15 protein-coding genes are annotated in these 12,366 nt (G+C 39.6%); 11 read left to right on the top strand and 4 right to left on the bottom strand.

The features are described 5' to 3' along the window. Genes MMO38_RS00355 through MMO38_RS00340 form a run of 4 tightly spaced genes read left to right on the top strand, consistent with a single transcriptional unit; the run spans position 1 to position 4,031 of the window. Positions 1-123, top strand: a complete 123-nt coding sequence (locus MMO38_RS00355) for a GpE family phage tail protein (protein ID WP_347005725.1) — start codon at positions 1-3, stop codon at positions 121-123. Further along, on the top strand, positions 120-2,621 hold the full coding sequence (locus MMO38_RS00350) for a phage tail tape measure protein (RefSeq protein WP_241321996.1): 2,502 nt from the start codon (positions 120-122) through the stop codon (positions 2,619-2,621). The genes MMO38_RS00355 and MMO38_RS00350 overlap by 4 nt, the downstream gene beginning before the upstream one ends. 10 nt (positions 2,622-2,631) lie before the next feature. Beyond that, entirely contained in the window at positions 2,632-3,045 is a 414-nt protein-coding gene (locus MMO38_RS00345) for a phage tail protein (protein WP_241321995.1), read from the top strand. 2 nt (positions 3,046-3,047) lie between these two features. Further along, positions 3,048-4,031 carry a contractile injection system protein, VgrG/Pvc8 family gene (locus MMO38_RS00340; protein WP_241321994.1) on the top strand — a complete coding sequence of 328 codons (984 nt, stop codon included), beginning with the start codon at positions 3,048-3,050 and terminating at the stop codon, positions 4,029-4,031. Between the two features lie 151 nt (positions 4,032-4,182). Here MMO38_RS00340 and MMO38_RS00335 read toward each other — a convergent pair whose 3' ends face one another. Together MMO38_RS00335 and MMO38_RS00330 are read right to left on the bottom strand one after the other, a co-directional pair. Next, positions 4,183-4,599 (bottom strand): type II toxin-antitoxin system HicB family antitoxin, encoded by a 417-nt coding sequence (locus MMO38_RS00335; protein WP_241321993.1) that lies wholly within the window; start codon positions 4,597-4,599, stop codon positions 4,183-4,185. A gap of 100 nt (positions 4,600-4,699) precedes the next feature. Then, entirely contained in the window at positions 4,700-4,879 is a 180-nt protein-coding gene (locus MMO38_RS00330) for a type II toxin-antitoxin system HicA family toxin (RefSeq protein ID WP_151980757.1), read from the bottom strand. A 166-nt stretch (positions 4,880-5,045) separates the two neighbouring features. On the opposite strand from MMO38_RS00330, the gene MMO38_RS00325 reads away from it, so the two are divergent. Beyond that, on the top strand, positions 5,046-5,231 hold the full coding sequence (locus MMO38_RS00325) for a hypothetical protein (protein ID WP_241321992.1): 186 nt from the start codon (positions 5,046-5,048) through the stop codon (positions 5,229-5,231). 317 nt (positions 5,232-5,548) lie between these two features. Here MMO38_RS00325 and MMO38_RS00320 read toward each other — a convergent pair whose 3' ends face one another. Continuing rightward, the gene (locus MMO38_RS00320; RefSeq protein ID WP_241321991.1) at positions 5,549-6,130 is read right to left on the bottom strand and encodes a hypothetical protein; all 582 of its coding nucleotides are present in this window, start codon (positions 6,128-6,130) and stop codon (positions 5,549-5,551) included. A 604-nt stretch (positions 6,131-6,734) separates the two neighbouring features. Here MMO38_RS00320 and MMO38_RS00315 point away from each other — a divergent pair. The 3 genes from MMO38_RS00315 to MMO38_RS00305 all read left to right on the top strand — a co-directional run bounded on the left by MMO38_RS00315 (position 6,735) and on the right by MMO38_RS00305 (position 8,106). Then, complete coding sequence (locus MMO38_RS00315; RefSeq protein WP_241321990.1) at positions 6,735-6,929, top strand: hypothetical protein; 195 nt, start codon at positions 6,735-6,737, stop codon at positions 6,927-6,929. Between the two features lie 166 nt (positions 6,930-7,095). Further along, a complete protein-coding gene (locus MMO38_RS00310; RefSeq protein ID WP_241321989.1) occupies positions 7,096-7,773 on the top strand; it encodes a hypothetical protein in 678 nt (225 codons plus the stop codon). A 9-nt stretch (positions 7,774-7,782) separates the two neighbouring features. Next, positions 7,783-8,106 carry a hypothetical protein gene (locus tag MMO38_RS00305; protein WP_241321988.1) on the top strand — a complete coding sequence of 108 codons (324 nt, stop codon included), beginning with the start codon at positions 7,783-7,785 and terminating at the stop codon, positions 8,104-8,106. Positions 8,107-8,295: 189 nt separating this feature from the next. Here the strand turns inward: MMO38_RS00305 and MMO38_RS00300 are convergent, their stop codons facing one another. Next, positions 8,296-8,637, bottom strand: a complete 342-nt coding sequence (locus MMO38_RS00300) for an XRE family transcriptional regulator (protein ID WP_241321987.1) — start codon at positions 8,635-8,637, stop codon at positions 8,296-8,298. 115 nt (positions 8,638-8,752) lie between these two features. On the opposite strand from MMO38_RS00300, the gene MMO38_RS00295 reads away from it, so the two are divergent. The 3 genes from MMO38_RS00295 (at position 8,753) to MMO38_RS00285 (ending at position 12,174) form a co-directional block, all read left to right on the top strand. Next, positions 8,753-8,917 carry an NmrA family NAD(P)-binding protein gene (locus MMO38_RS00295; protein WP_241321986.1) on the top strand — a complete coding sequence of 55 codons (165 nt, stop codon included), beginning with the start codon at positions 8,753-8,755 and terminating at the stop codon, positions 8,915-8,917. 145 nt (positions 8,918-9,062) lie between these two features. After that, complete coding sequence (locus MMO38_RS00290) at positions 9,063-9,446, top strand: ogr/Delta-like zinc finger family protein (RefSeq protein WP_241321985.1); 384 nt, start codon at positions 9,063-9,065, stop codon at positions 9,444-9,446. A 7-nt stretch (positions 9,447-9,453) separates the two neighbouring features. Continuing rightward, entirely contained in the window at positions 9,454-12,174 is a 2,721-nt protein-coding gene (locus MMO38_RS00285; RefSeq protein WP_241321984.1) for a toprim domain-containing protein, read from the top strand. Positions 12,175-12,366: the final 192 nt, after the last annotated feature.

Below are 12,366 nucleotides of genomic sequence, written 5' to 3'. Positions count from 1 at the left end.
GTGATCGCAGACTTGGCTCTCGTGTTTCACTGGAAGCCAAGTGACTGTGATGACTTTGAGCTTGAAGAACTAATGCAATGGCGAGAACGTGCCCATAAACGCTGGGAAAGTAACGATAAATGAGTAAGTTAGCCTTAAAAACAGTGCTTGAAATCATCGATAAAGCATCTAAGCCGATTCGAGACATTCAAAAAAATAGTAAAGGGCTTTCTGGTCAATTTAAGGATCAACAAGCTGCTTTGAAAAAGTTGAATCAAACACAAGCGGATATTACTTCTTTTAAACGTTTAAACGATGCATTGGGTAAAACTCGCAGTGAAATGCAACGAGCTAAGGAGCGAGCTACACAACTCGCTCAAGCACATGCTGCAATGCCGAAACCGACACGTGCAATGACAAAAGAACTTGACCGTGCTCGGCTTGCAGTCAACCAATTGAAGCAAGAAGAAAGGGATCAGGTTGTACATTTACAGCGCTTACGTCAATCGCTTTCTCAAACTGGGATCAGTACAAAGAATCTCTCGAAAGATGAACAGCAGTTAAGAATCAAAATTGATTCGGCGACCGTCGCTTTACGCAAAAAGAAAGAAATGCTAGATCGTATCTCCCAATCTCAAAAAAAAGTAAATGATCTGCAGCGACACTCTTCAGAACTCCAAGGAAAATTCTCTCAAGGGGCAATGCAAGTTGCAGGTGCTGGCATGTCTGCTTATGCAGGTGCTCGTTTTATTGCACCAGGTACAAACCTTGACTCTAATATGAGTCGAGTTCAGGCATTAACACGACTTGATAAAAATTCACCTGAGTTGAAAGCACTTCGAGAACAAGCACAAAAGCTTGGTTCTGAAACCTCATTCACTGCAGCTGATGCAGCATCAGGCCAAGCATTCCTTGCGATGGCTGGATTTACCCCTGAAAGTATCAAAGCCGCGATGCCTGGTATGTTAAGTCTCGCTGCTGCTGGCAGCCTTGATCTAGGTTCAACAGCAGATATTGCTTCAAATATTTTGACTGGCATGAAGATGAAGGCCGATCAAATGGGACAATTGGGCGATGTTATGTCCGCAACCATGACGAGATCCAATACCGATATCAGTATGATGGGTGAAACCATGAAATATGTGGCTCCTGTCGCTTCTGGACTGGGTGTAGATATCGAGACGTTGGCAGCAGCCACAGGTAAACTTGGTGATGCAGGCTTACAAGGTTCAATGGCAGGTACCGCATTACGATCGATCCTAGGTCGGTTAGCAGCTCCCCCCAAGGCAGCAGCAAAAGCACTTGATCAGCTCAGTATAAGCACCAAAGATGCAAAAGGTAATTTAAGAGATTTGCCAACCATACTGACTGAGCTAGAACAAAAAACCTCGAACATGGGCAACGCACAACGTGCTGAGTTCTTTAAGGCTATAGCAGGTGAAGAGGCATTTAGTGGACTTCAAGTCCTCGTGGAACAAGCAGGTAATGGCGCACTTCAAGAGTTAGTCAAAATCAATAAGGCCGCTAGTGGAGAGGCAAAAAAACTAGCAGAAACGATGAATGATAACGTTGCTGGTGACTGGACAAAACTTACCAGTGGTTTTGATGGTTTACGAACCACTATTTCCGATTCCATTAAAGATGATTTACGAGATCTTTTACAAACAATGACCTCTGTTATCGGCAAATTTAATGAGTTCTCAAAAAGCAATCCTGTGCTTGTCTCAACGATGGCCAAGATAATTGTTGCGGTGCTGGCAATCATTGCTGCAATGGGCGTACTAACCATGACAATGGTGACCATCCTCGCCCCATTAGCAATATTGAAAGTTTCTATGGCAACATTAGGCTTGAAAGCTTTCAGCCTAATCAATGTGTTTACGCGGATTGGTGGGCTACTCAAATATTTATTTGTTGTTGCAAGAGCACATCCTATTATTCTGCTAATCACAACATTGGCTATCTTGGCATATACCGTCTATAAAAATTGGGAACCCATCAAACAGTTTTTCGGTAATGTTTGGGAGAGTATCAAATCATTTTTCAGTAGTGGTATCGCAAACATAACCTCAACCATCATTAACTGGTCACCTCTCGGCTTATTTTACAAAGCCTTTGCAGGCGTAATGAATTATTTTGGGTTTCAACTGCCGAGTACATTTACTGGTTTCGGGCAAATGCTTATGCAGGGTTTAGCCAATGGTATCGGCAGTGCTATGGGTGCTGTCGTTGCAAAAGCTAAAGAAGTCGCATCAACAATTACAAATACAGTTAAGGGGGCGTTTGGCATTCACTCCCCTAGCCGCGTCTTTGCTGAATTGGGTGCATATAACATGCATGGTTTAGCAATGGGAATAGATCAAAATGCAAAGCTCCCAAGTCTAGCCATAAGCAATATTAGTAAGGATTTACTTGGTTCATTCGATACAAGTGGCATTCGATTTGATTCACGTCCACCAATTTCGTCACGTCTATCAGGTGCTGCAGCTGCAGGAAATTCTCAACCAATGCAATTGACCATCAACGTCTACCCTTCTGCAGGTATGGATGAAAGATCATTAGCCCAACAGGTCGCTGCTGAAGTCGCAAAATTCCAACGTGTATCAAGTAGTAACCCTCGTTCATACAACGATATTGATTGAGTAAATCACCATGCTTATGTGCTTAGGACAATTCCCCTTTACCACTGACACGCTCACCTTCACCGAGATCCAACGCCAACGTTCTTGGCAATATGCCGATAATGCTGTGGCTAAAGGTCGTAAACAGCGTCAATTTATTGGTGCAGGTGATGATATCGTCACGCTTCCTGGTCTTATTTATCAGGAGTATGGCTTTGGAAATCGCTATTCGATCGATGAGCTTGCAGCAATGGCTGATACTGGACAAGGCTTTGTTCTAGTCGATGGCAGTGGATATTTGTATGGGGTCTATACCATCGATAGTATTGACGAAACTAAACAAATTTTATTATTCAATGGCGTACCCAGAAAAGTAGACTTCACAATCAAACTTTCTCGCGTTGATGATGAACGTATTGAACAACAGACGGAAGCGGAGTCTTAATCATGATAAAGACTCCCATTTGTATTTTGACTGCAGATAGCAAGCCTTTAAACGATCAAATCCTCAAACGCATCCTAAGCGTGACTGTAACCGATAATAGAGCCAATGAAGCTGATCAATTGGACATTGTTCTCGATGACAGCGATGGCGTTTTAGAGCTGCCACGTCGTGGCGTAAAAATTAATTGTCAGCTTGGCTTTGTTGGCGAAGGAGTTCACGATAAAGGTGATTTTATTGTGGATGAAACCGAATGGTCGGGCACACCTGATGCCATTACGATCAAAGCCTCCAGTGCTAACTTTAAAAGTAATATCAAAGAAGCTAAATCAAAATCCTATCATCGTAAAAAATTCGGCGAAGTTGCTTCAGGTATTGCGACTAATCATAAATTAGAATTAGTGATGATCGATGAGCTAAAAAATATCGATCTCAACCATGTTGATCAAACCAATGAATCAGACTTAAATTTGCTAGTACGACTGTCAAAACAAAATGGTGCTGAAATGGCAGTCAAAAAAGATCGTTTATTAATATTCAAAGCAGGTACCGCAAAAACTGCCTCAGGCAAGGCTTTACCATCTCTCCTACTTACACGTAGAGATGGTGATCAGTTTAGATACTCTGAACAAGATAGGGAATCAGATCACACAGGCGTATCAGCAAGCTATCAGGACACAAGCAAAGCTAAACGTGAAACGGCTACAGCAGGCACGAAAGGCAAAGTAAAAAAACTGAAGGGAACCTTCGCAAACAAAGAAGAGGCTGAACGAGCATCCAAAGCAAAAATGGATGAAATCAAACGCCAGAAGGCAAAATTTAGTATCAATACAGCTTTCGGTATTCCTTCTATTTCCACTGAGTCTCCAATACAACTGGAGGGATTTAAACCGCAGGTGGACAAACTTAAATGGATAGTAGAAAAAGCCACTCATAGTTATTCTACAGGTGGTTTGACAATGCAGCTCGAACTTGAAGCAGCCCTATGAAAACAATTTACTTATTTTTATTAATCCACACACTATATGGCTGTACAGCCCATAATATTCACAACAATATTCAAATTAGTATCTGCCTACAATGTGTTCAACAACATTAAAAAAGCCACCTTCTGGTGGCTTATATATTTAACGAGTTAGGCTAGGCAACGACTAACTCGATCTCCCTACCAAGCGCATGAAATGCGGCCTCTATATTTTCCAATTTAGTTGAATGATCTAATGACCATAATCGATTTACTTGCGCTTGTTGCCAATGCAATCTACGACCTAACTCAGCTCTAGTGATTTTTTGCTTTAACATTTCGTTGTATAAAGCAACTTTGACAGCAACTTGAGCAGGTAAACGAACTATAAATTCACCCTCTTGTGCTTCAGATGGTAAAGGAATTGTCTTTTTCCCATCCATATAATAAATCATTAAAGCAGTTTCAATTCCGTCCAAGGCTTCTTGCTTTGCCTCGTCCAAAGAATATCCGACACTGTTAAGCTCTGGTAGATCGCGGCTAGACACAACGAACGCATCACCTTCTGGCACGATTCGTACTGCGTATTCCATCTCAAAGACCTCTTAATATTATTGTACCCTATCAGCGTTAAGCACTACTGATCATATAAAGATAATTGAAGCTAACTTTGCTACTTAAGGATCTGGGGGCTTAAAGCCCCAAGTCCTTTTTGATTTTCAAACGGGTTCCATTGGGTATCTCTTTACTGCCATGATCGGGGAAAACACTACGTTTATCATTTAACTGGATAATCCAGTGGGAACCCTTACCGCGACGAACAAAAACAACACCTTGTTCAATGAGCCACCGTTTAAACTCGCTGTAGCTCATGCTAGCTCCTTGTTTAAACAATAAACCAATAATATAACAAGTTTGTTATATATTCAATATAAAATATATCAAATTTGTTATATTTATTCCTTGCTATCGTTGTGAAAGAGAGCGAACATGCTCTTATCAAAACAAACATATCAACTTGATAAATAGGGATTTTTATATGACAAACGAACATTTAGAAGCTTACCAGATCCAAGTAAATCAACTAAAAACTAAACTTGACCACTTAAATGAACAGATTGAAAAATTAACTGAAGAACAAAACCCAACATTAGCCCATGAAATTTGCTTAAACCATATAAGTGAACAAATGAATCAAATCATTAAGTTTTTAAGCCCACTATAAGCAAACAGCCACCGCGAGGTGGCTTTTTTAATCGGCAAAAAAAACCACCGTATGGGGACGGTGGGGAAATAGGAACTAACTTTCTTGGCATAAAACTACTATACATCGTACCAAAGTAAATTGGAAATAAAAAAAACCAGTGCGACAACACTGGTTTTTCCGAATAAATTAGTGCGCCAACACTATTTCATCCTAGCAAGAGAGGTATGTACAAACTCAACCAACAAAGTTAAGGAGAAATAACCTTTTCTTATATTAACAAACATTGATTCCTTTTCAAGTTTTTGACTGTTTTCGATTTGCAGTTTTTACAATATCTAAAGCCCAATAAACTTAACTTCTAAATTAGGATTGAAATGTGTCGTTGCCCACGCAGCATCGCTTTTTTCGCCCTTAATTCGATAAAGAATAAATGTCCGCTCATATTCATTTTTATCCAAATTTTTAATTTCATAAGCAAGTTGTTCAAGCTGCTCTTTAGATAAACGTTCAGGCAATTCAACATTAACACTACGCTTAATTGTTCTCATTTTTTCATCTGAAATAATGTCATAATCGAATTTAATATTGTTAGATACTAAGTTTTCAGAATTGACCTCTGCTTTTACATTATTAGCATTCTGTACATTGCTACTTGGTTCAGGTGAGGTGACTACAGTGATAAAGGTCAATACAACAATTGCCAGAAGACCACCACCGAGAAGCTCTGATCTTTTCATAATTTCATCAGGTTTTTTAGGATTCTTTAACCATTTAGGATTAATCAATCCAATACACATAACCAAAGATACAATAAACAGCAATAATGCAGCTAAGACGCTAATAAACCCCATTAGAAACCCACAAACAATAGTTAAAACAAGAATGTACATTAAATTATATTCTTTGACACTATGCATTAGCTCAATGTGATCCAATCCATAGAGTCAATCTAAGCCTATGCATTAGGCCAAATTGATACGATCTTTCCTTATATAAATAAAATAAGCATTAGAATTAAAAAAGAATGACATAACCAAACATTAGCAAAACGATTGCAAATTCCTTAATCAATCAATTACAGAACATTAACGAGCTTGATAATCCGTTGCATTAGCCCAATGCAATACATTGATAATCTTGCATTAGCAAAACATTAGCGAGCTTCATAATTACGGCATTACATAACGCATTGACTTAATTATTGTTTAGTCAATAGGCGAATTCCGCAATTATCCTTTAAAAGATATTGCATTAAAAAAAAGATACCGTTATATTTCAAAAATCACAGCAAAATCTGTGAGCGGGCGTGGAAACCTGTTTTATCATCAAAGAGCGCAGAGGAATGTCGCTATTAGCGGCTTTTTTTTTGCAAACTGTTTAGTCAGTCGTTATGGCAGTCTATTCAGGGCAGTCGTAAGGCTGGCCGTTACTCTTTGAGCGGTATTTCCACCCCTGTTTAGGCTGCCACCATTCCGTGGAAAGAATGGCGGTAAGTGTTAAAACTTATCAAAGAGAACGACTATGAACACACGTATTTATAGTGCAGACACACGCACGTCTAGCACACCTATTGAACACACCCCTGTCCTTGATTTACCTGCATATCTCGCATCTAAAAAGAAAGCCCACACCCGAAAAAAAATCTTAGATACACTCGCATTTCTAGCAATCCTAATCATCGCTTACATCCTGATAAATCTAGGCGGTGCAGCATGATATTTATCTATACGGAACTAGGCACAGAACGAATGTGCAGTACTTGTGGCGAGTACTACCCCTTTGATTGCGAATTCTTCAATAAGAATGGCTTTCGGAACGGAAAACAGCAATGGACTGCAAAGTGTAAAGCTTGCTATGCCGAACTTTATCGGGGGGCTGTCGCATGAAGCTACTCCTACAGCACAACGAATATCCCCTCATTGCCTCGCCAGAAATGGCAAAGGTACTGGGGATCACCGCAGCAACCTTCCTTCAAAAGCTATATTTCTTGATCAATGAAACGCGCAAGCGCAAAACCAAGAAAAATTTAACAACCTACAAAGGTCGGAAATGGTGGTTTCATACTTACGAAGAATGGAAAGAAACCCTAGGTATGTTCAGCGTTTCAACGATTAAAAGGGCCGTTGCAAAATTACGTGCCCTTGGCTTGATTCAGATAGCAAAGTTATCGGATGTGAAGTCAGATCGGGTCAACTACTACACCATCGACTATAAGAAATTAAAGTCAATTTTTTGTATTAACATCCCGATCAATGACACACCTGCACCAACGCCTCAAGCTACTTCGCACCAGGATAAAATTGTCGGTACCCAAGAACCACAAAATCCTCCTGCAACACAAGAACAATTAAAGACCATGCCAGACAAGCAAAGGCAGCTCTATAACCAGTTACGCACCTTAAAACTGGATATCTCCCCCTCTGAGCCACTGTTAGAAATATGGGTCCACCATGCCCGTATGATTACTGCCTATGTTGCGTCAGCTCCATCCCGACTCGACATAACGAAATGGCATTGGCACACCCCTGCACAAATACTTCCAAGCCATTTATTAGATTGAGGAATAACGATGAAAATAGAAAATATAATTGTCAGACTTCAAAATCCACAAACAAATAAACGTCAGCTTTTTATTAGTGCAAGAAAACTGCATAGGCTATTAGACAGTAATGTTTCATATAAGACATTTCTGGAAACAAATGTATTATGGTCTCGACTTAGAGAAAATATCGACTACCACTTCAATAAACAGTTCGATACATTTAATTTAAGCATTTGTGCCGTTCAAGCCATTTTAATTATGGAAAATACAGAACAAAGTTGGATTTTATTTAATGAGATGACCGACCTAATAAATGATGGTTTCTCTAGTATTTTAATTAAAAGGGGATAGAAATGTATCTTATAAATGAAGATGCTTATTATGAATTAAATCGATTAAAAAATAAGGTGGCATTTATCCGCAAGTTAAGCGATGCAGGGACCGAGTCACTCGAATACGATGTCGTTAGCAAGGAACAAATATCCACCATTTTTAACGAATTAGATGATCAAATCCAAGAAATTCTAAAAGGTGTAGCGACTAATCCTCCGAAGCCATTAATTGAATCATCTGAATAATCTTCGCTAATTTCTGTTCACTGGCCTCATTTAAAAGCCTGAGTATTTCCAAATGCTCAGGCTTTATATTTTGTAGCTCGCTATTCTTACGAATGCCAAAAACTACATACATCATATCGAAACCATTTTCCTCCAAACATTGGAGCGCTCTTAAATCAAATGGCTCTCCCCGTTTTTCAAAACGAATCCAACTCTGATCCTGCATTTCAATAATGATAGCCGCATCTTTTTGCGTAAGTTTTAATCGTTTTCTTTCTTCTTTTAAACGATTTCCCCGATTTAAATCAGAAAAGTTACTATTCATAGTAGTTACCTGTTGAAATATACGACACATCGTAGTAATTTGTAATTGTGAAAATCACGCATTGCACGATTTTCACAAAAACATTCCAAGTTTAGCTTTTTATAGAGTCAATGCAATGAGTACAAACCCAACAAAGCAAATCGTTTACCGCCTAGATGAAGAAGATTTTAAAAATCTACGCATTAAAGCAGCACATGAAGATCTAACTCCTAACCAGTACGCTAAAAAACACACATTAGAACTTCTTAGAAAGGACGAAAAAAAGCCAAAGGAATCATAAAGCGCACCATTTCGGCTCATCACAGAATAAGAAGCCGATCTTGTAATTATTTGATGAACTATTGAAACAGTATGTAAATAAAGAAAATTCCAGTGAGTGGTGTCGGGAGCAACAGATCACTTGGTTAATTCTCTAGGGGAATAAAATGAGTAAATCGATAGGATTCTACTGTCCGCATTGCGACCGTAGGATGCATGTGACGAGTCGAAAAAGACCCTCACCGCTACTTCATAACATTATTGTGAGCTGCGTAAATCCCGACTGCCTCGCAAGCTTTGCAGCCGATCTTGAAATTACACGTACCATCCACAACAGCCTTATCCCTAAACCTGATTTATCACTGACAAAACAAAAATGGGAGAACGAAATAGAAATGCAGCTCTTCGCTTTAGAACTGCAACCAGAAATAGATCAATTCCAAAAATGTTATGTCGAAGGAGCTATCAATGCTCTTTTTTGGACAAGAAAAATTGACCTTGCTCAAGCACAAACCTATCGCAATCGTCTCCTACAAATGAAATTGATCTGAGTAATATATGGATATTTTGCAACGTCGAATAGACGAAAGACTAAACCAACTTTTCAAATTCAAAAAAGTAGGCGACTGGTACCGTAGCGGTGTATGTCCTAAATGTAATCAAAAGGAACTATACACCCATGCTATTACCCCAAAGGTGGTGAAGTGTGGTCGTATTAATAAATGTACCTATGAAGAACATGTCAGAGATATCTGTGAAGAATTATTCAAAGACTGGTCTGAGGACTTCCCAAAAACCCCACAAAACCCAAACGCCTCCGCAGATGCCTATATGCAACATGCGAGAGGCTTTGATATCACTTCATTCAAAAGTTTATATACGCAAGAATTATATCGGGACAGAGAGAACCACAAGTTAGTAACGGCTACAGTCCGCTTTGAACTTGCACCAAAAGTATATTGGGAAAGATTTATAGATCGTCCTGAACGCTTCGGTCGCATGAAAGCGAACTTTATTGGTCAATGGAAAGGGCTATCGTGGACGGTCCACAACTTAGATGAACTTTGCAATGCTGGCAGTATCTGGCTCACAGAGGGCATTTTTAACAGCATCGCATTATCTCAATCGGATCTGATCAGTATCAGTACTATGAATAGTGCTAACTATCCAAACAAGATCCTGCAACAAATCGCTACGCGCTGCGAGGAGCTTGAAAAAGATCGACCTCGCCTCGTTTGGGCTTTAGATAATGACAAGGCAGGTAAAAAGTATTTACCCAAACAAATCGAACAATCGATCGAAGATGGTTGGTTATGTACTGCTGCATTGCCTATTGCTGGTAAAGACTGGAATGACCTATTCCAAAGCAATCAACTGACCAAGAAACACCAGGATAAATATATCCATTACGGCAAGTTGCAAATTGCTAAAACTGCAGAAGAAGCAGGCTTGCTCATTTATAGCTTTTATAACATCGCAAAGTTTTACTTTAATCATGCATTCCGTACTTACTGGTGGGAACTTGATTACAAGAAGTTTAATGCGGTTTTAGAAGCAACGGATCAAGAACAAGGTTCTATCCTTTCTGAAGAAGAAAAAAAGCACAGGGCACTTAAAAACAGTTCTTCAGTCGTGGAGATCTGTAACGCTCAACTTAAACCACTTTATTTCCAGCGCAATGAAATTACCGATGAGAGTTGGTATTACGTGCATATTCAGTCCCCTTTTAACGAAGTCAAAGCAACGTTTACACCTGAACATATTTCATCACGTAGCAAGTTTAAGCCACGTGTACTAGGCGTTTTATCAGGTGCTTTATGGACAGGTTCAGATCAGCAACTGGAACTCTTTGTAAAACGTGAATTTGAAAATCTACGTGAAGTTAAAACGATCGACTTTGTTGGTTATAGCAAAGAACACGATGTCTACATATTTGACCAATTTGCTGTGCAAAAAGGTCAAGTTATCCCCAAAAACGAACATGACTATTTCAAGACAAATAAAAAAGAGATCAAAACCTTGGCATCCACACCAGTAATTCATTTGAATCCCAAACAGGACTTTAAACCGACATGGTGGCGTGACTATTACGACCTAAATGGAGAAACAGGTTTAATCATTTTAGCGTGGTGGACGGGATCATATTTCGCAGAACAGATCCGCGCCATGCATTCATCATATCCATTCTTTGAATTTGTCGGACAAGCAGGTTCAGGGAAATCAACCCTAATTGAAATGCTTTGGAAATTTAGCGGACGTGAATCATACGAAGGCTTTGACCCAAACAAGAGTACCAGTGTTGCGATTTATCGTAACTTTGCCCAAACCTCAAACATGCCAATCGTCTTGATTGAAGGCGATCGTAACGACCAACAATCAGCACAAAAAGCCAAATTCTCATGGGACGAACTCAAAGATGCATTTAACGGTCGTGCAATTCGCTCTAAGGGCTTAAAAACCGCAGGTAACGAAACATACGAGCCACCTTTTAGAGCTGCTGTCTTAATCAGCCAGAACACACCTATTCAAGCATCTGAAGCGATTCTATCTCGTACTCTGCACATATCGGTCGATATTAAGGGCCATAGTTTAGAGAAGAAAAATATCGCGACAAGGCTATCGCAAATGCCTTTAGACGAAGCATGTACTTACATGACTTTTTGCCTGAAGAATGAAAATAAAATTTTGGAAATCTACAGCAATAATCTTAAAAAGATCGAAGCTGAATTCCATGCCAAAGGTATTACCCACGTTCGTATAGCACTTTGTCATGCTCAAGTTTCAGCAATGATTGATGCTTTGGCAGAACACGTTTTTAAAAATCAGATCAGTGCTACTGAGATCCAGAATGCCAAAACAATGCTTGAAAATATGGCACGACGTCGTGTCGATGAGATCGGCATGGATCATATGTTTGTACAACAGTTCTGGGATGCATATGAATATCTCAACAGCATCCGTACTTCACATTTCCACCTTAATCATTACGACCCAACGGAGGCTCATATCGCAATTAACCTAAACGAGGTTTACAAAGTTGCAGCGCGGAACTTCCAAGCTCTGCCAGACGTAAACGAAATGCGGAACTTATTACGCACCAGCAAACGCTACAAGTTTGTAGAAGCCAACAAGCCTGTCAGATCAAATAAATTTCCAGCCGATGATGCGAAAAACCTAGGTGATCACACCAACGTAAATCCACTCCAGAGCGAGCGAATTATTAAATGCTGGATCTTCACAAATCCAAACCAAGTCAAACAACCAGGAACAAAAAAATGACTACCGTCGAACCGCGAAATATCAATGAGGCCATAGGTCAAGTGGAGAGCTGCATTTGCTCTTTGAATTATCAAAACAATCGTTCTACACGCAAAGAAGCCAAGGACGTTTTACAGATAATCAAAAAAAACCTGCCGTGGGAGGAGTACTCGAACCTCAAGGAACGAGTGATTTTATTACAAAGTCTTATTT

It is taken from the genome of Acinetobacter sp. NIPH 1852 (genome assembly GCF_022549455.1).
Classification (GTDB): domain Bacteria; phylum Pseudomonadota; class Gammaproteobacteria; order Pseudomonadales; family Moraxellaceae; genus Acinetobacter.
This window is presented reverse-complemented; position numbering and strand designations above follow the sequence as displayed.

Bases quoted from the DNA above. Each gene is read 5' to 3' on its own strand.
- MMO38_RS00350 (WP_241321996.1), top strand. From the start codon at position 120: ATGAGTAAGTTAGCCTTAAAAACAGTGCTTGAAATCATCGATAAAGCA.
- MMO38_RS00345 (WP_241321995.1), top strand. From the start codon at position 2,632: ATGCTTATGTGCTTAGGACAATTCCCCTTTACCACTGACACGCTCACC.
- MMO38_RS00340 (WP_241321994.1), top strand. From the start codon at position 3,048: ATGATAAAGACTCCCATTTGTATTTTGACTGCAGATAGCAAGCCTTTA.
- MMO38_RS00335 (WP_241321993.1), bottom strand. From the start codon at position 4,599: ATGGAATACGCAGTACGAATCGTGCCAGAAGGTGATGCGTTCGTTGTG.
- MMO38_RS00330 (WP_151980757.1), bottom strand. From the start codon at position 4,879: ATGAGCTACAGCGAGTTTAAACGGTGGCTCATTGAACAAGGTGTTGTT.
- MMO38_RS00325 (WP_241321992.1), top strand. From the start codon at position 5,046: ATGACAAACGAACATTTAGAAGCTTACCAGATCCAAGTAAATCAACTA.
- MMO38_RS00320 (WP_241321991.1), bottom strand. From the start codon at position 6,130: ATGCATAGTGTCAAAGAATATAATTTAATGTACATTCTTGTTTTAACT.
- MMO38_RS00315 (WP_241321990.1), top strand. From the start codon at position 6,735: ATGAACACACGTATTTATAGTGCAGACACACGCACGTCTAGCACACCT.
- MMO38_RS00310 (WP_241321989.1), top strand. From the start codon at position 7,096: ATGAAGCTACTCCTACAGCACAACGAATATCCCCTCATTGCCTCGCCA.
- MMO38_RS00305 (WP_241321988.1), top strand. From the start codon at position 7,783: ATGAAAATAGAAAATATAATTGTCAGACTTCAAAATCCACAAACAAAT.
- MMO38_RS00300 (WP_241321987.1), bottom strand. From the start codon at position 8,637: ATGAATAGTAACTTTTCTGATTTAAATCGGGGAAATCGTTTAAAAGAA.
- MMO38_RS00295 (WP_241321986.1), top strand. From the start codon at position 8,753: ATGAGTACAAACCCAACAAAGCAAATCGTTTACCGCCTAGATGAAGAA.
- MMO38_RS00290 (WP_241321985.1), top strand. From the start codon at position 9,063: ATGAGTAAATCGATAGGATTCTACTGTCCGCATTGCGACCGTAGGATG.
- MMO38_RS00285 (WP_241321984.1), top strand. From the start codon at position 9,454: ATGGATATTTTGCAACGTCGAATAGACGAAAGACTAAACCAACTTTTC.